The following is a 19,962-nucleotide window of genomic DNA, read 5'->3' as shown; positions in this document are numbered from 1 at the left end:
AGAACCGGTGTACCCAACTTCGCCAACAAGCGCGGGGAATGAAATGATGAAACACCAAGGGATCTCTCGCCGCGCGGTGCTGCGAGGCACCGGCGCCGTGCTGGCAGGCGCGGCATTCTCGACCGGCGTCATGGCCGACGCGCCGCCGGCGGAATCGGTCACACCGGCGCTGATCGAGGCGGCGAAGAAGGAAGGCCAGGTGATCTACTACACCTCGACCGACCTGCCGGTCGCGGAAAAACTGGCCAAGGCGTTCGAGGCGAAATACCCGGGGATCGCGGTTCGCGTCGAGCGCACCGGCGCAGAACGGGTGTTCCAGCGAATCGGTCAGGAATATTCCAGCAACATCCACGCCGTGGACGTCGTGAACTCGTCGGATGCGGCGCATTTCATCGTCTGGAAACGCGACGGCATTCTGGCGCCGTATGTGCCTGAGGATGTCGCAAAATTCTATCCTGCCGACCACCGCGATCCCGACGGCCAGTTCGCAAGCTTCCGCGTCTGGCTCTCAATCATCGCCTACAATACCAATCTGGTGAAAGCGGAAGACGCCCCCAAGAGCTTTGCCGACCTGCTCGATCCCAAATGGAAGGGCAAGATCGTCAAGGCGCATCCCGGCTACAGCGGCACCATCATGACCGCGACCTACCAGATGCAGCGCGATCTCGGCTGGAGCTTCTTCGAACAGCTCGCCAAGCAGAACATCATGCAGGTGCAATCGTCCGCCGATCCGCCGAAAAAGCTCGAGCTCGGTGAGCGCGCCGTGATGGCCGACGGCAACGAGTACAACATTTTTCAGATGAAGGAATCCGGCCGCCCGGTCGAACCGGTCTATGCCACCGAGGGTTCGCCGCTGATCATCGGCCCGAACGGCATCTTCAAGGGCTCGCCCAATCCGAACGCGGCAAAGCTGTTTCAGTCGTTCAGCCTTGGCCGTGAGGCCCAGCAGCTTATCATCGACGTCGGCGGCCTGCGCTCCGTCCATGCGCAGACGGCCGAGAAAGCCGGACGCAAGCCGCTGAAGGACATCAAGACCATGAAGGATGACGCCGCGGCGGTGGAAAAAGAGGGCGATTCGATCAAGGCGCGCTACACCAAAATCTTCCACGTCTGATCCGAATGACCTCTGAACTGCCCAGGACGTCTGTCGCCGAGACGCTCGCTGCGAAGATTGTCGCGTTGCAGCCGGGCGGTTTGCCGGCCGCCACCACGCGCAAATGCGAGGATTTGCTGATCGATGTCGTCGGCCTCTGCGTCACCGCGCGCAACGAGGACTATATCAGGAGTGCGCTGGCGGGTTGCGACGATGATGGACCCTGCACGGCGATCGGGCACACGCGCACTCTGAACGCCGCCGGCGCCGCGTTCGTCAACGGCACGGCCGCACATGGCGAGGATTTTGACGATACATTCGAGGGCGGCCCGGTGCATGCCGGGGCTGTCATCGTGCCGGCGGTTCTGGCCGCCTGCGAGCGCCATAACCCCGATGGCCGCATGGCACTGATCGGGATTGCGGTGGGGACCGAAGTACTCTGCCGCTTAAGTCTCGTGGTGCCGAAGGCCGTCCACAAGGCGGGCTTCCATCCGACCGCAATCTTCGGCGCGATGGGGGCGGCGGCCGGTGTCGGTGCGGCGCTCGGCCTCAACGTCAGACAAATCGTCGATGCGCTCGGCATTGCCGGCAGCATGGCGGGCGGCATCATCGAATATCTCGCCGAGGGCGCCTGGACCAAGCGGCTGCATGCCGGCTGGGCGGCGCAATCGGGCATTCGCGCGGCGCTGCTGGCGCGAGGAGGATTCGTCGGCCCGCGCACGGTGTTCGAAGGCGTCCATGGCCTGTTCCACGGCTTTGCCCACACCGTCAAAGGCGACTACGACGCGCTGACCGGCGATTTCGGCGCGCGCTGGGTGACGGATACGCTGGCGTTCAAGCCGTATCCCTGCGGAACGATGGCGCAGCCCTATATCGATTGCGCGCGACGGCTCGCCGCGCGCGGTATCAAGCCCGAGGACGTCACAGGAATCGCCTGCGAGGTCGCAGAGGGGACGGTGCACCGGCTGTGGGAGCCGCTGGCCGACAAGCAGTGTCCGCGCAACGGCTATGCCGCCAAGTTCGCCACGCCCTATCTGCTGGCAACCGGTTTCGTGCATGGCGGGGTCGGGCTAGGCGCGTTCACGGAAAGCGCGATCCGCGATGCGCGCGTGCTGGCGCTCGCGGCCAAGGTGAAATTCGTGATCGATCCGGACAATCCCTATCCAAACAACTACACCGGCCATATCCGCGCCACGCTCGGCGATGGCAGCGTGATCGAAGAGCGGCAACCCTATCTGCGCGGCGGCGCGCAGGAGCCGCTGACGCGCCAGGACGTGACCGATAAATTCGCGCTCAACGCGCAGCATGGCGGCTGGAACAAGGCGCGGGGCGATGCGGCGTTGAAGCTGCTGGCGGGGTTGTATCAGGGCAAGATCGAATTATCGTCGTTGCGTGGATAGGTTTGCATGACCAAGGAACTTTCCGGCAAGGTCGCCATCGTTACGGGTGCGGGCCGCAATATCGGCCGCGCGATCGCACTGGCGCTGGCGAGCGACAGTGCGTCCATCGTGGTGAATGCGCGCAGCAACCGCGCCGAGGCGGAAGACGTTGCGCGCGAGATCGAGTCCGCGGGCGCCAGGGCGCTGGTCCATATCGGCGACGTCGCCGACGCCGAAGCGGTGCAGGCGATGGCGGATGCGGCTGCAAAACAGTTCGGCCGGATCGACATCCTCGTCAACAATGCCGCGCTGCGGCGGGAAAAGCCGTTCGCGGACATGGACTATGCCGCGTGGCGTGAAATCCTTGACGTCACCCTCGATGGCACCTTCCATTGCGTGAAGGCGTGCCTGCCGGCGCTGCGCAAATCCGGCGCGGGGACTATCGTCAATATCGGTGGCCTGAGCGCGCATACGGGTGCAAAAAATCGCGCGCATGTGGTGACGGCGAAAGCGGGGATCATCGGCTTCACCCGCGCGTTGGCCCACGACCTCGCCGATGACGGCATCACCGTGAACTGCGTGGTGCCCGGCCTGATCGGCGCGCCGCGGCCCAAGGACAAGCCCGAACCGGCGCATCATCTGACCCACCAGACCATTAGCGGCGAGCGGGGCCGGCCGGAAGACGTCGCGGCCACCGTGCGGTTCCTCTGCGGAGCGAGCGCACGCTACATCAACGGGCAGGCGATCCATGCCAATGGCGGGGCCTATCTGGGCGCCTGATGCATGGCTTTGCTGCCGTTTTCGCTGGGGTATTCCCGGATAATGCCTCTCGGCGAAAAGGTCATTTGATGTTACCTATCGGGCATGAACCAGCACGCCAAGGTCGACATCCGCCACTCCACCTGTCCGCATGACTGTCCGTCGGCCTGCGCGCTCGACATCGAGGTGATCGAGGGCAAGAGCATCGGCCGGGTCCGCGGGTCCAAGCTGCAGACCTATACCGCCGGTGTCGTCTGCGCCAAGGTCGCGCGCTACGCCGAACGTATCCATCATCCGGACCGGCTGCTCTACCCGATGCGCCGCACCGGGCCGAAAGGTTCCGGCCAGTTCGCGCGGATCTCCTGGGACGAGGCGCTGGACGAGGTCGCCGCGCGGTTCGATCAGGCCGAGCGCGAATTCGGCGCCCAATCGGTCTGGCCGTATTATTACGCCGGCACCATGGGGCTGGTGATGCGTGACGGCATCAACCGCCTGTCCCATGTCAAGAAATATTCCCGCTTCTACTCCACCATCTGCGCCAACATCGCCCGCGTCGGATTTTCCATCGGCACCGGCAAGATCGCCGGCGTCGATCCGCGCGAGATGGGCGTCTCCGACCTGGTCGTGATCTGGGGCACCAATCCCGTGAATACCCAGGTCAATGTGATGACGCATGCGATGCGCGCCCGGAAGGAACGCGGCGCCAGGATCGCAGCGGTCGACGTCTACAATAATGACACCATGAAGCAGGCGGATATCAAGATCATCCTGCGGCCCGGTACCGACGGCGCTTTCGCCTGCGGCGTCATGCATGTGTTGTTCCGCGAAGGCTATGCGGACCGCGCGTATATGGATCGCTACACCGATTGCCCGGATGAGCTGGAAGCGCATCTGGCGACACGCACGCCGGAATGGGCCTCGTCGATTTCGGGCGTGCCGGTGGCGGAGATCGAGGCTTTCGCCCGTCTGGTCGGCCAGACCAAGCGTTCGTTCTTCCGGCTCGGCTACGGCTTTACCCGCAGCCGCAACGGGGCGGCGCAGATGCACGCGGCGCTGTGCATTCCGGCGGTGACGGGTGCCTGGCAATATGAAGGCGGCGGCGCGTTCTTCAACAATGCCGGGATCTGGAAGTTCAATGAGTCGGTCATCGAAGGTCATGACGCGATCGACCGCACGACGCGCTGGCTCGACCAGTCCCAGATCGGGCGGATCCTGACCGGAGACACGGAAGCCTTGAAAGGCGGCCCGCCAGTCAAGGCGATGCTGATCCAGAACACCAACCCGATGACGGTGGCGCCGGAGCAGACGCTGGTGCACCAGGGCTTTGCCCGCGAAGACCTGTTCATGGCGGTGCACGAGCAGTTCATGACCGAGACAGCCGCCATGGCCGATATCGTGCTGCCCGCGACCATGTTCATGGAGCACGACGATCTCTATTACGGCGGCGGCCACCAGCATATTTCGGTCGGCGCCAAGCTGATCGATCCGCCCGGCGAATGCCGCTCAAACCATGAAGTGCTTCAGGGCCTTGGCCGGCGCCTCAAGGCCGTGCATCCAGGATTCGAAATGTCGCCGCGCGAACTGATCGACGTGACGCTGCAGAAGAGCGGTCATGGCGGTATCGAAGCCCTGGAGGCGGATCTGTGGCGTGACATCCAGCCCGATTTTCGTACCTCGCATTACCTCGACGGTTTTGCGCACGCGGACAAGAAGTTCCACTTCAAGGCCGACTGGGCGCATCCTCCCTTCGGCAACCCTGGTCTGGGGCCATGGCAGCAGATGCCGTCGCTGCCGGATCATTGGACCATTATCGAGGAGGCGGACGAGGCGCATCCGTTCCGGCTCGCGACCAGTCCATCGCGTAGCTTCCTCAACACCAGCTTCAATGAAACGCCATCGTCGACCGCGCGCGAGGGAAAACCCTCGGTGATGATGCATCCCGAGGATGCCGCCGCGCTTGGGGTCGTCGACGGCGAGATTGTCACACTCGGCAACGTCAGGGGCGAGACTAATCTGACCGTCAAGGTGTTCGACGGCCTTCGCCGCGGCGTGCTGATCGCAGAATCGATCCAGCCGAACAAGGCCCATATCGGTGGTCGCGGCATCAACACGCTGACCGGGGCCGCGGCGGTCGCACCCGTCGGCGGCGCCGCCTTCCATGACAACAAGGTCTGGGTCAAGAAGGTCGCGTCCGCGGGCTAAATCTCTCTTGCGGTCCACCGCCAACCTGCCGCAAATGTTCGCAGACATCTGACAAACAGGCGACTGGGACAATGACCGACCATAACAGCGTGATACGCGAAAAGCGCGGGCAGGCCCTCTGGATCACCATCAACCGGCCCGACAAGCGTAACGCCATCAATGCTGACGTGGTGGCCGGCATCGCGAAGGGCTATCGCGACGCGCATGACGACAAGGAAGTCCGGGTCATCGTGCTGACCGGCGCGGGCGAAAAGGCGTTTTGCGCCGGTGCCGATTTGCAGAACAGCGGTGCTGCGTTTGCGATGGACTTTTCCAGGCCGAACGTCGACTACGCCGATCTGTTGCGGCTGTCGCAAAATGCCACCAAGCCCGCGATTGCGCGGGTGGGCGGCGTCTGCATGGCCGGCGGGATGGGCTTGCTGTGCATGACGGATATGGCGGTCGCCGCCGAGCACGTCATCTTCGGGCTGCCCGAGGTCAAGGTCGGCGTGTTCCCGATGCAGGTGATGAGCCTGCTGCAATCGATGGCGCCGCCGCGCCTCGTCAATGAATGGGCGCTGACCGGGGAACCCTTCGACGCCAGAAGCGCGCAGGCCGCCGGGCTTCTCAACTACGTCGTGCCGTCGGCCGAGCTCGACGCCAAGGTCGAATGGCTGATCGGCCGCATCGTCGACAAATCGCCGACCGCGATCCGGCGCGGCAAATATGCCATGCGCGCGATCGCCTCGATGTCGTTCGATGAAAGCATCGCCTATACCGAAAGCCAGATCGCGCTATTGGCGATGACCGAGGATGCCAAGGAAGGCCTGAAAGCGTTCAGCGAAAAGCGCAAGCCTTCGTGGCCCGGCAAATAGCTCGGCGAACCGGCTCCCAGCTGAGCCCTGGAGAGCCCGTAGACTTAATCAATGATTTAGGACGCGTTAGGTGGTCATTCCGACGGGCGAGCAGGGGCTGCTTTTGTTCGCTCTTCACGGCGCTTCTTGGAGCCTGAGATCAGTTGTTTACGCGTGCGCTTGGCATAGGTTGGCAGTTGGTGTGGGGATCGATGGCGGGCCGCGGCGCGTAACTCAGCATCTGTGAGGTCGCTGTCGGCACCTTCGGTGAAGCCACCGTGGCGGAAGGAAGTAAATGAGAGTTCGCTTCGTAGCCCAGCTGCTGCGACAATCTTTTTTACGACACTCCGGAGGTAACGCAGGTCCTTGCGTTCCGTAATCCAAGGGAGCGGGGCGCGCGACCTGCGATGCCCATGATCGCGCCGAAAGACCAAACCCGAGGCCCCCGTTTCCTTGATGGCGTCGAGCTCCGCCATCAACTCGGGGAAAAGGGGCTCGCCGGTTTCGTCGAATAGGGGCCACCAGGCTTCTTCGCCATTCTTCGGATGCACAATCTTCACGCTGTTCGGCCGCTCCTTTGGCCGATAATGCGAGATTTCGAAGGCGCCGAATACGTGCTCTTGCCGCTGCAACCACTCCCAAGTCAACAACGCGGCCGTCCCGACTGAGCGGTATCCGAGCTTGTTCGCGGCTACCCTAAATGCAACGAGTTCATCCCAAGTCGCTGTCGGCGTCTCACGTACAGGCTGGCCAAGCGCGCGGGTTTTTAGGCCCATGCGTGAGAATGGATTGACCGCCGGCACTTCTGTTTCTCGAGCGCGTTGACCAACAAACCAGGCGCGCCTGCAAGCCGACATGGATGCATTTGCAGAGCGGCGACGCTCGCGCTTGACGACGTTGCCGTCCGCGTCTTCGTCTTCTACAACGAGCAGCTTCGCGTAAACTGCGTCGACGAATCTTTTCGTAAAGTCAGGAATCTGCTTTGAGCCCGCGCGGCTACCATCCTTCAGTTTGTGGTTTGCAAAAAGTGCCAACCCCTGTTCGTAAAAGCGCTGCGTCTTGTGATCAATTTCTTTCCATTTTTGATGTCCCTTGAAAAGATAAACCAGCCAATCGAAGGTGCCAGGCACTGGAGAAGCTGGAATCATGTCGGTCAATCCTCTTGAACGCCAGCTGTCGAAGGCGGGCAACAGAACATTCTTGGCTCGGTCTACGGCAGCTGCATATTCCTCTCCTAACGCTTCAGCCTGGACGTCGCAGCCCTGCTTGCGTGCCCAAGTTGGCGGCTCAAAGAAGTATGCCCATCGACCACTCTTCAGTGGCTTTCGCCGGCAGTAGCGGGGAAGCTTCAACGCAGTGTGGGGCAGTTTCATACGAGGGAGACCAAGTCTTGTCCTTCTAATCGATCTGGATCCATAGCCTTGCCAGGTGCCGTGACTTTATCGATAATCGCCTTTGACCAAACTGGCTCTCGAGCCCGCCCAACTCCGTGATAGCCGATTGGCGGTGGTGCCTCCCCGCGGCCCACGGCGCGCGCGAGTTCGCCTGTATCGCGGTAATCCAGGTAGGCGGCGGCCATATCCGCGCGCATGAGTGCAGGCCACGCGCCGATTGGTGGATAACGGGCAGGAAGGGCGACGCGTCGTATCATGACTGCCGGCTCGCGCGTTAATGGATCAGCTGCCTGAATTGCTAATTCATGCCACCGACGAAATCGCACGATCTTTCAGAGGATCGTCACCTGGTGCGCGACCTCAGAAGCTACAAGTTTAGGTAGTTCAGCCCGCTCTTGACCTTTTTCCGTGCTCTTTGCTTGCATGCTTCCTCACGTTTTTAGTCAACCGGGCCTTCGATATAGAGAACGAGAAGACTTCGGAGAAAAAGGGGGCTGCCAAGAGCTGGTGTGGGAATTGGGTGATCTGGCGTGCAAATAGGATGGGTGGACTAAGAAAAAAGGAGCGATCACAGCTCGCATGTACGGTGGCACTAGAAAGCCCGGTAGAATGCGCGCCGAAAGGTGGCGCTGAGGATAGCGGTGGGCCGCTGTTGGGCCGCTAGTACTCGATCCGTCTGAGCCGCACCTACGCCGGAAGGAAGGTCGTCGAGCACGATGCACGAATTCTTCGCGTCTCTTGGGTTGCCGGCGGTGCCACCCAACACCGTCGAACACATCTTGCAAGCGGATCCATACTCTTCTCGCGGCTAACGCCGGCATCACAGCGACACAGCTTGTCGAATGTACAGCGGCCGACTTTGCGATAGGCGCAACTACCTGAAGGGCGCGGCGGCGCTGATCGAGATATAGCGCGTTCCACTTCGGATGACCGCACATCAGCAGAAGCAGGATTGATAGATCGTAACGCAGCGGGGACCACAGGCTGTGGGCACATTTGCGCGTCCCCATGCTGGCCCGCTGGTTGAGAGTCATATGATTCTAGCAGGCTATCAACGGTCGATCCGACAAGTCTGTCGCTTACCCTACATTGAAACCACGACGAGCCTTCCCTTTGTCGGAATGATAGGCATCGCTAGATATCGCTGCCACCTTTGGTCCCTCGAACACGCATATTGATTTGCGGGCGACCACTGATTTGCCCGACAGTGCGAATCCAAACTTTGTTTGACTGTGCCCGTCAGGCTCGCTCGCGAACGAGCGACATTGCGCAATGTCCACGCTGGCCGTCACTGTTGAGGGAGGTACACACCATGCCGATGATGATCGGCCCCGATGAACGGGCGTTCGCCGCAAGGACGTCGTCAGCGCTCAGGCCAAGCAGGCGCGGGTGATTTATATGGGCCTGATCACATACCGATAGGGTTGTGGTGTGTCCCGTGTCCCCACCAGTAGTCGTGTTCGCCGACGAAATCGGAATGGTTGGATTTCCCGGCCAGCGCTTTCGCCAGCGCGCTGGCGGCGGCGTGTCCGTCGGCGGCGCCGACGGGACGTCGGGTCGTCGGCAGGGAGTCCCGCTGGACCGGCCAAGTTGTCGCCGAACGCTGACATTTTAAAATTGTCAACGAACGCCGACATATGCTAAAGTAAGCGAACGTTGACATCTGGAAATCCCATGCTCGTACGCACACCGGTCGAACTCGGCGCCTTCCTTCGCGACCGCCGCAAGAAACTCAAACTCGATCAATCGACGTTTGCCAAGAGCATTGGCGTCAGCCGCCAATGGGTCATCCACGTCGAGCACGGCCACGCGCGCGCTGAGCTTGGGCTGATCCTTCGCGCCCTTGACGCCCTGGACATCCGCCTAGATGCGGGCACCGAACAAACATCCGCCCGGGGATCCACCAGGCCTGCCGTCGATATCAACGCCATCGTGGCCAAGGCCAGGAAGAAAAAGGCATGATGAGCGAGTTCGTTGCTCTGCTGGATGGCAGGGAAGTCGGCTGCGTGCGCAACGACGCTCGCGGCCGGCTCACCTTTGTCTAGGACAACGACTGGCGCCAGTCCGAGGGAGCCTATTTAGCATTTCGGTGCGGGCCCCTTTTCGCTCTTATTCAAACGGAATGAAGCGAATTCATTCTATATGTCGCGCCGGAGGCAAAAACACTCGATAGCTTACAATGTGGTCAATGGAAGCATAGTCCCGCTGGCGCGATCTGAACGACTCACGCTAAACATTTGCCGTCGATCAGCTCCATGCGCGAAGGAACAAGATGGTTGCAACTGCCCATGAATTGCCCGCTTCAGGTTACGCGCTCGAAGTTGACGGCCGATTCAAAGCCGAGTTTGCGACCAGGGACGGGGCCAAGACCGGTGCAGAAGAGTTGAAGAAGCGTTTTCCCATGCTTCGGATTAGAATCTATGACGCCGAGACAAAGACTCGGGAAGAGGTCCAGCTTCCACCGGTGTAGGTTTTGGTTTTGATGCGCGTGCGGAAAGGGCCGCACCGGGCTCTTGTGAACCGAGCCGCCAGCGTCTCGGCCATGCGGCTTCGATCCCTCGCGCACAACAAGGTGTCCCTCGCCGGAGGCACTCGGTCCCGGGTCCCGCCGCGTTCCGCGCCGGCGCTATGCTGACCCTCCTGCGGGTGCCTTCTTAACCGGTCTCAGGACTGCAGTCGGTCCCGCGTCCCGCCTGACGGCGGCGCTATGCTGACGCTCCTGCGGCTGCCTTCTTTGGTCTCGCCGCCGGCGAGTAGCTGCGCTTGCGCTACGCAAACTGCTTTTCCCATCGCCTCTACGTCCAAATGGAGCCTCGCACCATGGCTCCTTGTTGGCCTTTGATGCGGATCGACCGACCAGCCCCTTAGGTTCTCGCAGCGTGACCGAAGAGTTAGAGAGACGGCCGGGTGTGCCGTGACGGGTTCATGGTCGCGAGAGAGGCTCGCGGCGCCCGTCGCGGAGAACCGCGATGCCCAGACATGTTCGCAAGGCCCGAATCGGCACCGACCGGACCAACTTCTATGAAGACATCACTCGCAAAATTATCGCCGAACTGGAGGCTGGGTGCGTGCCGTGGGTCCAGCCCTGGAAAACGGCTGCGGCTAGGGCGCCGCTTGCGCTGCCTCAGAACGCCGCGACCCGTCGGCGGTATGGTGGCATCAACATCCTGATCCTGCTGGGCGCCGCCGTCGAGCGGGGTTTTTCAGGCCAGAGCTGGCTCACCTTCCGCCAGGCATTGTCGCTCGGTGGCTGCGTTCGCAAAGGCGAGCGCGGTACGACCGTTGTCTATGCTGACCGCTTCGTGCCCGCCGAGGAGATGAAGCGAGCGAGTACGGCGGGTGATGAAGCCCATGCGATTCCATTCCTGAAGCGCTTTACGGTCTTCAATACCGATCAGTGTGACGGCCTGTCCGCCGATGTTTCTAGCATCGCACCATCGCCTCATATGGTCGAGCCGCAGGTCGAAGCGCTGATCGGTGCGACCGGCATCGACTTTCGTATCGGGGGTAATCGGGCCTTCTACTGTCCTGCCAAAGACTACGTTCAGGTGCCGCCTCCGGCAGCCTTTTTTGAGCCGATCAATTGGTACCGGACTGCTCTGCATGAGTTGGCGCATGCCAGCGGGCATTCCTCCCGGCTCAACCGCGACCTTTCGGGCGGTTACGGTACCAAAAGATACGCCTTCGAGGAGATGGTCGCAGAGATTTCCTCTTCGTTTTGCTGTGCGTCGCTCGGCATTGTGCCCACCGTGCGGCACGCCGACTACATCGGCTCATGGCTCGAGGTGCTGCGCGAGGACAATCGCGCGATTGTGCGGGCGGCTTCGCAAGCCAGCAAGGTCGCGGATTATCTCCTCGGTTTCCTGCCCGATCTCGCGGCAGGCCCGACGACGTTGGCCGCCGATCACGAGGCGGCGTGATGCGTCTCCGCTGTCTGCTGAGAGAGTGAGAGGACGGGCCGGTTTCTGTGACGGGTTGGAGGTCGAGAGAGGCTTTCGGCCGCCCGTCATGGAGATCTGAGATGACGAAGCCTATCCAAAAAATCTCGTTGTCGCCCTCTCGCGACATTCCTCTCAACAAGCCGGTGCTGAGCCAGTCGACCGTCCGCTGTGTAAACGCGGGTGTCTTGATCGAGCAACTGGCCGAGAGCATCGCGCGGCGCACCTTGCTGCAGAGTCCCAACGTTTGCGCCGTGCTGATGGAGGGCCGCACTGTCCTCACACTTGACGAAGGCCTCAAGCTCCGTCGGGTTCGCGTCATGGGCGCGTACCGCATCGAGCTGTCCGGCTTCACCGACGGCATGTGCAACCGCCTCAAGGCTTACGGCCTTTTCCACGGGATCATCTCCTGGAAGCTGCGCATGTTCGTGCCCACCGACGCGGCCGGCGTTGGCGTCTCGGCCAAGGAAGTGCAGCGCTTCCGCATCGCGTGCATCAGCGAGCGGGAAGTCGCGTGATGCCGCGCGACGCTTCCGAACTGGTGCACCGTCTCGCGCGCGATGCCGAGGCGGTGTGCCGCCACTATCTTTCCAACGGAAGGCGCCAGGGGAGCTACTGGTTGGTCGGCGATGTCAGAAACACGCCGGGCCGCTCCATGTTCGTCCGGTTGAGGGAATCGCCGAAACGACCAGCCGGCAAATGGACTGACGCTGCGACGGGCGAGCACGGCGATCTCCTCGACATCATCCGCGAAAGCTGCGGTCTCCTCGACTTCCGCGATGTCGCCGACGAGGCACGCCGCTTCCTGAGCCTGCCACGATCCGAACCCGGATCAGACTATCGACCGCATCTGTCACCGGTACCGACCGGCTCATCGGAATCGGCGCGGCGGCTCTTCGCGATGTCGAACTCGATTACCGGCACCGTAGTGGAAACCTATCTACGTCAACGCGGCATAACCGACTTGCATGGCATCGATAGCCTGCGATTCCATCCGCGTTGCTACTACCGTCCCGAGACAGACGCCACAACCGAAATGCGGCCCGCTATGATCGCGGCTGTTACCGACCTCCAGGGATACATCACCGGCGCGCACCGCACATGGCTCGATCCGTCTGGGCGCGACAAGGCGCCAGTCGATACCCCACGCCGGGCGATGGGCCACCTTCTCGGGCATGCGGTTCGTTTCGGTCCGGCTAGTGACGTGATGGCGGCGGGCGAGGGCATCGAGACCATGTTGTCGCTCCGCTGCGTTATGCCCCGCATGGCGATGGTCGCAGCGCTCTCGGCCGCGCATCTCGCAGCGATCCTGTTTCCAGCAACGCTGCGCCGGCTCTATATCGTCCGCGACGACGATCGGGCGGGCGATGGCGCGGTGGCAGGACTGTTCGACCGGGCGCAGGCGGCCGGCATCGAGGCGATGGTGCTGTCGCCGCAGTGTGGCGATTTCAATGAGGATCTGCGGAACTTCGACATCAACGCGCTGCGTGCTGCGTTGCAAATCCAACTCGCCCCTGAAGACGTGGTCCGGTTCTTGAATACGAGCGTTTGGACCGGAACAGGGGACAAGGCTGCTACGCAGCTCTGACGGTACGTCGTCGATCATGGAGCCTCTCCTGTTGTCGGAGGGGGCCGCGCTCACGGCCTTCTTGAGAGGGCGACCCTGCGGCGAGCGGTCCGGCCACGCAATGGCGGGAGCCGGCTATTTTCCGTCGCGCCCTAAAGGCGCTTTACATCGCGAGGCAAAATAGCCGGCTCCCGCCATCCTCCGCTTTGCTTCGGCCGCTGTCGCTGCGCTCGGCGGTGCAGGTCCGGTCCGCCCGCCGCCTTTCGTCGCCATGAAGGCCGCGATGGGCGCGGCCGATTCGACCAAAGGAGTCCCCCATGACGTTCGAGCACGACGAGACAGACCACGGGCTACCGTTCTTAGCATCGCGGTAAACGCCTCGCGCCAGCGCTCGTGACCGTCCTTAGGCCCGAGCGACGAAATAGCTTGACCATTGAGAAAAGCGTGCTCGCCTTCAATGTGTCCGAACCTCTCTAGGCTCGCGCCAAGAACGACTTCTGGAAGTCGCTCCGGTAGCTCCAAATGCAAGGTCTTAAAGTTCCAGGGGTCATGGAGCGATAGGCCGTTATCGTCCAATCGCAAGATCATTTGGATACCTTTGCGTATTGAATCGCCCGCCGCGTGCGAATGGACTGACGATTTGCATCGATTGAAACATCGGGAGAGTTCACAACTACTGTCTTGAATCCTTGAGTAGGTCAAGATCAGACGTTTTAGAGGTCTTTATTCGTATTGTGCGGTTTCAGCTGGTTAGAACTCCTTTCAAAATGCCTGAAATCCCTGCTCTGCCGGTGCGTCAAACATCGCATTGCTCCGACACGCATTGGCATCTTTGCGAATAACGCAAATGAGATGACCATCATTCGCGCGCCAATTTCTCGTGGGTCTAACGTATGAACAGTCCCGCGGAGGACGGAAACATCGCCCCGCGGGGAACGATCACCAGGGGGAGACTGAGGGATGAGGTTTGTTAGAACCATCATGCGCCGCAGCGGAAAAAGCCTAGCGTATGTTTTTGCGGTAACAGATTTTGCTGGGGGCGCGACGCGATCTGCTTGCGGTGAGCTTGGGAGGGTACAATGAACACGACTTCTGTCGGCAGCGCTATCGCTCTTTCGGCTGGAGCGACATACAGCAGGGCTTGGCAAGGACGCGATTGGCGTGGATTTGGCTGTACTGTGTCGACAACGAATGGTTAGCCAGCGTGAACAAAATCACGAAGAAGCTCGCAACCGCCTGCTACGCAGTGGCGCTGCTCGAGATGTTCGTCGTTTGCCCGGCGTTGGCGGAGCCGCCCGATCTCAGCGGCGTATGGATTCCGGACATAAGAGATCAGATGCGTCAGGAAGCGGAAAATGTGCCGCCCTGGAAGCCGGAAATTCTCCCGCAGGTCCAGCACTTAGTCGCCGAGGAAAAAGCCGGCCGGCCTTTTCTTGTTCTCAGTCATTGTCTGCCGCACGGCATGCCGAGCTGGATGCTGATCACGCATAATGCGTTCGAGCTTCTCACGACCCCCGGACGCGTCACCATGCTAGGAGAAGTCGATGGCAACCGGATGCGACGGATCTACGTGGACGGACGTCCACATCCTGAAGACCCCGATCTGACGCTTCATGGCCACTCGATTGGCCATTGGGATGGCGAGACGCTGGTGGTCGACACGACTGCGATCACGCCACAGGCCTATATTGCGATCAGTGAGGCAGTCGGCATACCAAACAATGGCGACATGCACGTCCTCGAGCGGCTGCATCTCGCCAAGCCGAACGTGCTTTACGACGACCTTGAAATAACGGCGCCGAAAGTTCTGAGCGCAACCTGGAAAACGACGCGAATCTTTCGTCGTTATCCCGAGCGTCATTATGAGATCACCGAAGGGGAATGTGCTCAGGAAGACCTTGTTGCGGGCAAGGATCAGCTCGGCAACGACATATTCGTTCTCAACCCGCAAAACCCGGACGGGTCCGTTCGAGCAGTTAAATAGGGATGGTCAACATGTCGTTTAAAATCGTGTTTCTGTCGGTGAGCCTGATCCTGGGCTTCATACCGGGTTTTGGCGGCATCGCCGCGGCGCACCATTCGGGTGCGGCATACGATCTCGACCATCCCCAATCCGTGGAAGGCACCGTCAAGGCCGTCAATTGGACCAACCCTCACATCACCTTCGTCGTCGAGCCGGACGCCAAGAATGCCGAGCCGGCAAGTACGCCAGCAAGTACTTCGCCAAGCGCTTCGCCGAGTACTCCACGAAGTACGCCGCCAAATACTTGGGTGTTCGAAGTCTCGAGCCCTGGGGTTTTGACACGCTCGGGCTGGACCAAGCGCTCTCTGCAGCCCGGAGATCATGCGGTCTTCCGCTATGCGCCGCTTCGCGACGGCAATCTTGGCGGGTTCTTGCTGAAAGTCACGCTGCCGAGCGGCCAGGAGTTGAGTTACAGCGTGACGCCCGCCGAACAATGACGTGATGATCGAGGCCGCCCTGAACGAATTTTGCAAATGGCTGGCGGCGACCCCGCTCAGCCATACAATCCAGACCGCCGTCTGGATCATTCCAACCCTTCAGACCATTCACATTCTTAGCGTTGCCGTGGTCTTTTCCTCCGCGATCCTCGTCGACCTTCGGATCCGGCGGCTGCTCCAGCGCGACGTCCCGCTGCCCGAAATCGCGCGGCGCTTCCTGCCGGCCATCTGGCCGATCCTGCTGATCCTCCTGATCACGGGAGGCCTGCTGATCGTCGGCGAGCCCCGGCGTTCGCTGGTCAATACTACTTTCTATCTCAAGATGTCGCTGCTCGCGGTCGCTATCATGCTGACTGCAGCGCTGCAATGGTCGATATCTTCGTCGCCGAATTTGTGGGACAAGGATCGAAGGTGGCGGGTGGCGGGACAGTTCGCGGTGACCCTCTCGATATTGGTCTGGTGCGGCATTCTATTCGCCGGACGATGGATTGCCTACACCCAGGCCGGATGATGCAGCAGCTTCAGAAATTTATCTCGTATTTCGAGGACAGCGGACTGGCGGACGATATTCGCGAGAACGATCTGCTGTTTCCCTTCATTGAATCAGTGCACGTGGTCGCAATCTGCCTGGTGGTTGGCTCCATTCTCGTTGTTGATCTGAGATTGCTTGGGCTCGCCTCGATCAATCGGTCCGTGAGCCGTGTCACGAGCGCAATTTTGCCTCTCACCTGGAGCGCGTTTGCCATTGCCGTTGCCTCGGGCTCCCTGCTCTTCATATCCAACGCCACCAAGTACCTGGACAACGGCTATTTCGTCGCCAAGCTCTTTCTTATCTGCGTGGCCGGCCTGAACATGGCGATTTTTCACGCCATAAGCGCCAGGGATTTGCCGCGCTGGGAGCACGAGACAAGGCTGCCGTTTTCGGCGCGGCTGGCGGGAGGATTGTCCATTTTGCTGTGGATTTCAGTCATCACTTGCGGACGCTGGATCGGATTTACAATGCAGGTTCGTTAACATGATCAACATCCGTCTCCTGCCCGCCACCATTGTCGCGTTGGTCATTGCGTGCGTGGCCTCATCGCCATCGATATCCGGTGACGCGGCCCCGATATCGCCCTTCCAACCTCATGTCGATATGAAGACCTTCGTGGACCATGTCCTTAGCCCGGCCGCGGCGATCATCTGGAAAGTCAACGGCGTGGTGATCGACGAAAAGGGTGAGCATGATCTTGCCCCTAAATCGGACTATGACTGGGAGCAAATCGTCAGCGGCGCGGCAACGCTGGCGGAGGCCACCAACGCGCTGATGATTCCGCAGCGGGCGCGCGATCCGGACTGGAATTCCTACGTCAAGAAACTGGCGGACGCGGCGGAAAAAGCCCACCGCGCCGCTGAAGCGCATGACCTGAAATCCATCTCGAAGGTCAGCGATCAACTCGACGGGATTTGCGCAGCCTGCCACCGTCACTATGGACTTGAATAAATTGCGATGGCTTGGAGGCAACTCTGCTGGCCGCGTCGTCGCGTGTCCGTAGCTTGGATTAGTTAGTTAGAACTGGCCAAGATTCGGTGATCTCACAGCTTCTCGACTCAGACAGACGATCTACTCCAAACGAAAGAGTTACACGACACCTGTGATGGCTCCTCTGATACCCCTATCGCAGCCGCCGCCTCGGCTTCTGGCACCGTTGGCTAGACAGACGGTGCCCCAGTTTGCCCGCCGGGCGCCCGTCCAACCGATGAGGAGACAATATGAGCGAAGCGATCAAACCCGTGTGCTGATTATTAGCGCCGGCCCTTGCGGACTGTTCGCCGTCTTTGAGTTCGGCCTTCTCAACATGAAGGCACATGTTATCGACATCCTCGACAAGGTCGGCAGCCAGTGCGCCGAGCTCTATCCCGAAAAGCCGATCTACGACATTCCACGGATATCTCATGACGAAACCTGGCCTTTCCCTTTCCTTCGTGCTGAACGACGTGGCTAGGGTCAAATCCATAAAAGCGTGCCTCGCCGCGGCCGCTTCCGGCCTGCCGCGCGTCCTTCGCCGCCTCGCTCAACCAGCGAGGTGCTTGAGCTGAACCTGATCGGACCGGCACCCAATCCGATCGACCCCCTCGCCATCTGCCGCGCCAAAGCGCGTCACACACAAATCGATCCTGCCAATAACTGCAATAGGTCCACTCCGCGGAGTCCACTCATGTCTTTCAAATTGAATTTACGCATTCGTGGCCGGCTAATTGCCGGTTTTGTTGCCGTATGCGCAATCTTTGCGCTTGCGGTCGGATATACGGTTTTTGCTGTTGGTGGAGTTTCCACGATCGTCAGTCGCATGGTGAATCTGCGTACGCCCGCGGCGCTCGCAAGCACGGAATTGGCTGGCAATCTCTATTCCACTCTAGCGACGCTCCGCGGCTACCTGTTGACGGGAAATCCGCAAGGTAAGCTCGATCGCATAGCGATGTGGAAGGAGATGGCGGCCACCGTGGCCGCCTTCGACGAGCAGTCGACGCATTTCACGAACCCCGAGAACAAGCGGAAATGGGCCGAGACCAAAGTCCTGCTCGCGGAGTTCCGCGCTGCCCAGGACAAGGCCGAGGTAATCGCCTTCACCTCCGATGCATACCCCGCGACGAAGCTCCTGATTACCGAAGCGAGCCCGCGCGCCGAGATGATATTTTCGGAGATCACCAGGATGATCAACGAGGAGGAAAGCCTGGAGGCGACAGCAGATCGGAAGAGATTGCTCAGGGCGATGGCGGACACACGCGGCAATTTCGCCGCCGCTACAGCTCAGCTCCGCATGTGTCTGTTGTCAGGTGATAAGACAGACAAGGAGAAATTCGTCAGACCGTGGGAGCTCTTCGAAAAAGGCTTTGCCGCGGTGAGCGCGCAAAAGTCGCTCCTCACCACCTCACAACTGGCGTCTTTCGACAATATGACGAGGGCACGTGGCGAATTCGCGGCGCTGTACGAAAAGATATTCGTGCTCCGGGAGTCCTCGGGCTGGAATGCTCCCGTCGAGATTCTCGTCACGGAAGCAGCGCCGCGCGCGCTCAAGATTGTGGATTTGCTGGATGGACCTAAAGGCCCCGACGGCACCCGCTCAGGAGGCATCAAGACGAACCAGAAGAGGATGCTCTCCGAAGAGGAACACGAGGTGGAAGCGAGCATATCGGTCCTCACAATGGTTCTGTGGGAATTGCTTGCGGCAGGACTGGGCCTCAGCGCGCTGATTGCAGTGTTCACGGCGCGCGCGATCGCAACACCGATCCAGGGGATGACCGCCGCCATGGGCAAACTAGCCGGCGGCGATACGTCCACCGTCGTGCCCGGGGGCGGACGTTACGACGAGATCGGCGAGATGGCTGGCGCCGTCCAAGTTTTTAAGGACAACATGATCGAAGCGGACCGCCTGCGCGCCGAACGGGCGCAATCGGAGGCCAGAGCCGCTGCCCAGCGTAAGGCGGACATGCACGCGCTGGCCAGTCAGTTCGAGAACGCCGTTGGGAAAATCATCGAGACGCTGTCATCGTCCTCGACCGAGCTGGAGGCCGCGGCCAAAACGCTGACCAAGACCGCCGACAGCACGCAGGAGCTATCCACTATGGTCTCCGCCGCTTCCGAGGAGGCATCCGTTAACGTTCAGTCGGTCGCTTCCGCCAGCGAAGAGATGAGCGCCTCGGTCACCGAGATCAGTCGGCAGGTGCAAGAAGCTGCCAGGATTGCCGGTGCGGCGGTAGAACAGGCGCAAAGGACCAACGATCGCGTCAATGCATTGTCGCAGGCGGCGAGTCGCATCGGCGCAGTTGTGGAGCTGATCAACACTATCGCCGGACAGACCAACCTTCTGGCCCTGAATGCGACTATCGAAGCGGCACGTACCGGAGAGGCAGGGCGCGGCTTCGCGGTGGTCGCATCCGAGGTCAAGGTGCTCGCCGAGCAAACCGCGAAGGCGACCGGCGAGATCGGTCACCAGATCGTGGGCATCCAGGCGGCGACCCAGGACTCCGTAATCGCGATCAAGGAGATCACCGGAACCATCGGCCGGATCTCTGAAATCTCGTCAACCATCGCATCCGCCGTTGAAGAACAGGGGGCGGCCACCCAGGAGATTGCCCACAACGTCATGCAGGCGGCGCAAGGCACCCAGCAGGTGGCTTCGAGTATCTCCGACGTGCAGCGCGGTGCGACCGAAACAGGTTCGGCGTCAAGTCAGGTGCTTGCATCTGCGCAAACGCTATCGAGCGACAGCGTAAGACTGAAGATCGAAGTCGAGAATTTCCTGACAACGGTCCGGGCAGCCTGACGCAAAGGGCGAGACGCGCAGTTCGTACGG

The 19,962-nt window shown here is 60.9% G+C and carries 16 protein-coding genes and 1 pseudogene; 16 read left to right on the top strand and 1 reads right to left on the bottom strand.

Features of this window, described 5'->3' with window-relative positions; translation table 11 throughout:
• Positions 1-43 precede the first annotated feature (43 nt).
• The 5 genes from NL528_RS32470 (at position 44) to NL528_RS32450 (ending at position 6,287) form a co-directional block, all read left to right on the top strand.
• Complete coding sequence (locus tag NL528_RS32470; protein ID WP_309178451.1) at positions 44-1,114, top strand: extracellular solute-binding protein; 1,071 nt, start codon at positions 44-46, stop codon at positions 1,112-1,114.
• 5 nt (positions 1,115-1,119) lie between these two features.
• Positions 1,120-2,493, top strand: coding sequence for an MmgE/PrpD family protein (locus NL528_RS32465; protein ID WP_309178450.1), 1,374 nt, complete (start codon positions 1,120-1,122; stop codon positions 2,491-2,493).
• A 6-nt stretch (positions 2,494-2,499) separates the two neighbouring features.
• Positions 2,500-3,252 (top strand): 3-oxoacyl-ACP reductase FabG, encoded by a 753-nt coding sequence (gene fabG / locus NL528_RS32460; protein ID WP_309178449.1) that lies wholly within the window; start codon positions 2,500-2,502, stop codon positions 3,250-3,252.
• Between the two features lie 84 nt (positions 3,253-3,336).
• Positions 3,337-5,433, top strand: coding sequence for a molybdopterin-dependent oxidoreductase (locus NL528_RS32455; protein ID WP_309178448.1), 2,097 nt, complete (start codon positions 3,337-3,339; stop codon positions 5,431-5,433).
• A gap of 71 nt (positions 5,434-5,504) precedes the next feature.
• Complete coding sequence (locus tag NL528_RS32450; RefSeq protein WP_309178447.1) at positions 5,505-6,287, top strand: enoyl-CoA hydratase/isomerase family protein; 783 nt, start codon at positions 5,505-5,507, stop codon at positions 6,285-6,287.
• Positions 6,288-6,361: 74 nt separating this feature from the next.
• Here NL528_RS32450 and NL528_RS32445 read toward each other — a convergent pair whose 3' ends face one another.
• Positions 6,362-7,456 carry a hypothetical protein gene (locus NL528_RS32445; protein WP_309178446.1) on the bottom strand — a complete coding sequence of 365 codons (1,095 nt, stop codon included), beginning with the start codon at positions 7,454-7,456 and terminating at the stop codon, positions 6,362-6,364.
• Between the two features lie 1,878 nt (positions 7,457-9,334).
• On the opposite strand from NL528_RS32445, the gene NL528_RS32440 reads away from it, so the two are divergent.
• The 11 genes and pseudogenes from NL528_RS32440 (at position 9,335) to NL528_RS32390 (ending at position 19,932) form a co-directional block, all read left to right on the top strand.
• A complete protein-coding gene (locus NL528_RS32440) occupies positions 9,335-9,622 on the top strand; it encodes a helix-turn-helix domain-containing protein (RefSeq protein WP_309178445.1) in 288 nt (95 codons plus the stop codon).
• Positions 9,623-10,629: 1,007 nt separating this feature from the next.
• On the top strand, positions 10,630-11,580 hold the full coding sequence (locus NL528_RS32435; RefSeq protein WP_309178444.1) for a zincin-like metallopeptidase domain-containing protein: 951 nt from the start codon (positions 10,630-10,632) through the stop codon (positions 11,578-11,580).
• A gap of 101 nt (positions 11,581-11,681) precedes the next feature.
• Positions 11,682-12,116 (top strand): hypothetical protein, encoded by a 435-nt coding sequence (locus NL528_RS47275; protein WP_375143915.1) that lies wholly within the window; start codon positions 11,682-11,684, stop codon positions 12,114-12,116.
• Entirely contained in the window at positions 12,116-13,186 is a 1,071-nt protein-coding gene (locus tag NL528_RS32425; RefSeq protein ID WP_309178443.1) for a toprim domain-containing protein, read from the top strand. Before NL528_RS47275 ends, NL528_RS32425 begins: the two co-directional genes overlap by 1 nt.
• A gap of 1,183 nt (positions 13,187-14,369) precedes the next feature.
• Entirely contained in the window at positions 14,370-15,149 is a 780-nt protein-coding gene (locus NL528_RS32420) for a hypothetical protein (protein ID WP_309178442.1), read from the top strand.
• A gap of 11 nt (positions 15,150-15,160) precedes the next feature.
• Positions 15,161-15,625 carry a DUF6152 family protein gene (locus NL528_RS32415; RefSeq protein ID WP_309178441.1) on the top strand — a complete coding sequence of 155 codons (465 nt, stop codon included), beginning with the start codon at positions 15,161-15,163 and terminating at the stop codon, positions 15,623-15,625.
• A 4-nt stretch (positions 15,626-15,629) separates the two neighbouring features.
• The gene (locus tag NL528_RS32410; RefSeq protein WP_309178440.1) at positions 15,630-16,136 is read left to right on the top strand and encodes a DUF6644 family protein; all 507 of its coding nucleotides are present in this window, start codon (positions 15,630-15,632) and stop codon (positions 16,134-16,136) included.
• Positions 16,136-16,639, top strand: coding sequence for a DUF6644 family protein (locus tag NL528_RS32405; protein WP_309178439.1), 504 nt, complete (start codon positions 16,136-16,138; stop codon positions 16,637-16,639). The genes NL528_RS32410 and NL528_RS32405 overlap by 1 nt, the downstream gene beginning before the upstream one ends.
• Positions 16,640-16,823: 184 nt before the next feature.
• Complete coding sequence (locus NL528_RS32400) at positions 16,824-17,108, top strand: hypothetical protein (RefSeq protein WP_309178438.1); 285 nt, start codon at positions 16,824-16,826, stop codon at positions 17,106-17,108.
• A 269-nt stretch (positions 17,109-17,377) separates the two neighbouring features.
• Positions 17,378-17,556: pseudogene (locus NL528_RS32395) on the top strand (ferredoxin--NADP(+) reductase); the annotation flags it as partial.
• A 267-nt stretch (positions 17,557-17,823) separates the two neighbouring features.
• On the top strand, positions 17,824-19,932 hold the full coding sequence (locus tag NL528_RS32390) for a methyl-accepting chemotaxis protein (protein ID WP_309178437.1): 2,109 nt from the start codon (positions 17,824-17,826) through the stop codon (positions 19,930-19,932).
• The last annotated feature ends 30 nt before the right edge of the window (positions 19,933-19,962 follow it).

This window comes from Bradyrhizobium sp. Ash2021, assembly GCF_031202265.1.
GTDB lineage: Bacteria > Pseudomonadota > Alphaproteobacteria > Rhizobiales > Xanthobacteraceae > Bradyrhizobium.
The sequence above is the reverse complement of the archived record's forward strand: the minus strand, read 5'-3'. Positions and strand labels throughout refer to the sequence as shown.

Excerpts from the sequence above, each read along its gene's own strand:
- NL528_RS32425 (WP_309178443.1), top strand. The coding sequence starts at position 12,116 with ATGCCGCGCGACGCTTCCGAACTGGTGCACCGTCTCGCGCGCGATGCC.
- NL528_RS32470 (WP_309178451.1), top strand. The coding sequence starts at position 44 with ATGATGAAACACCAAGGGATCTCTCGCCGCGCGGTGCTGCGAGGCACC.
- NL528_RS32390 (WP_309178437.1), top strand. The coding sequence starts at position 17,824 with ATGTCTTTCAAATTGAATTTACGCATTCGTGGCCGGCTAATTGCCGGT.
- NL528_RS32405 (WP_309178439.1), top strand. The coding sequence starts at position 16,136 with ATGCAGCAGCTTCAGAAATTTATCTCGTATTTCGAGGACAGCGGACTG.
- fabG (WP_309178449.1), top strand. The coding sequence starts at position 2,500 with ATGACCAAGGAACTTTCCGGCAAGGTCGCCATCGTTACGGGTGCGGGC.
- NL528_RS32450 (WP_309178447.1), top strand. The coding sequence starts at position 5,505 with ATGACCGACCATAACAGCGTGATACGCGAAAAGCGCGGGCAGGCCCTC.
- NL528_RS32410 (WP_309178440.1), top strand. The coding sequence starts at position 15,630 with ATGATCGAGGCCGCCCTGAACGAATTTTGCAAATGGCTGGCGGCGACC.
- NL528_RS47275 (WP_375143915.1), top strand. The coding sequence starts at position 11,682 with ATGACGAAGCCTATCCAAAAAATCTCGTTGTCGCCCTCTCGCGACATT.
- NL528_RS32435 (WP_309178444.1), top strand. The coding sequence starts at position 10,630 with ATGCCCAGACATGTTCGCAAGGCCCGAATCGGCACCGACCGGACCAAC.
- NL528_RS32440 (WP_309178445.1), top strand. The coding sequence starts at position 9,335 with ATGCTCGTACGCACACCGGTCGAACTCGGCGCCTTCCTTCGCGACCGC.
- NL528_RS32415 (WP_309178441.1), top strand. The coding sequence starts at position 15,161 with ATGTCGTTTAAAATCGTGTTTCTGTCGGTGAGCCTGATCCTGGGCTTC.
- NL528_RS32465 (WP_309178450.1), top strand. The coding sequence starts at position 1,120 with ATGACCTCTGAACTGCCCAGGACGTCTGTCGCCGAGACGCTCGCTGCG.
- NL528_RS32455 (WP_309178448.1), top strand. The coding sequence starts at position 3,337 with ATGAACCAGCACGCCAAGGTCGACATCCGCCACTCCACCTGTCCGCAT.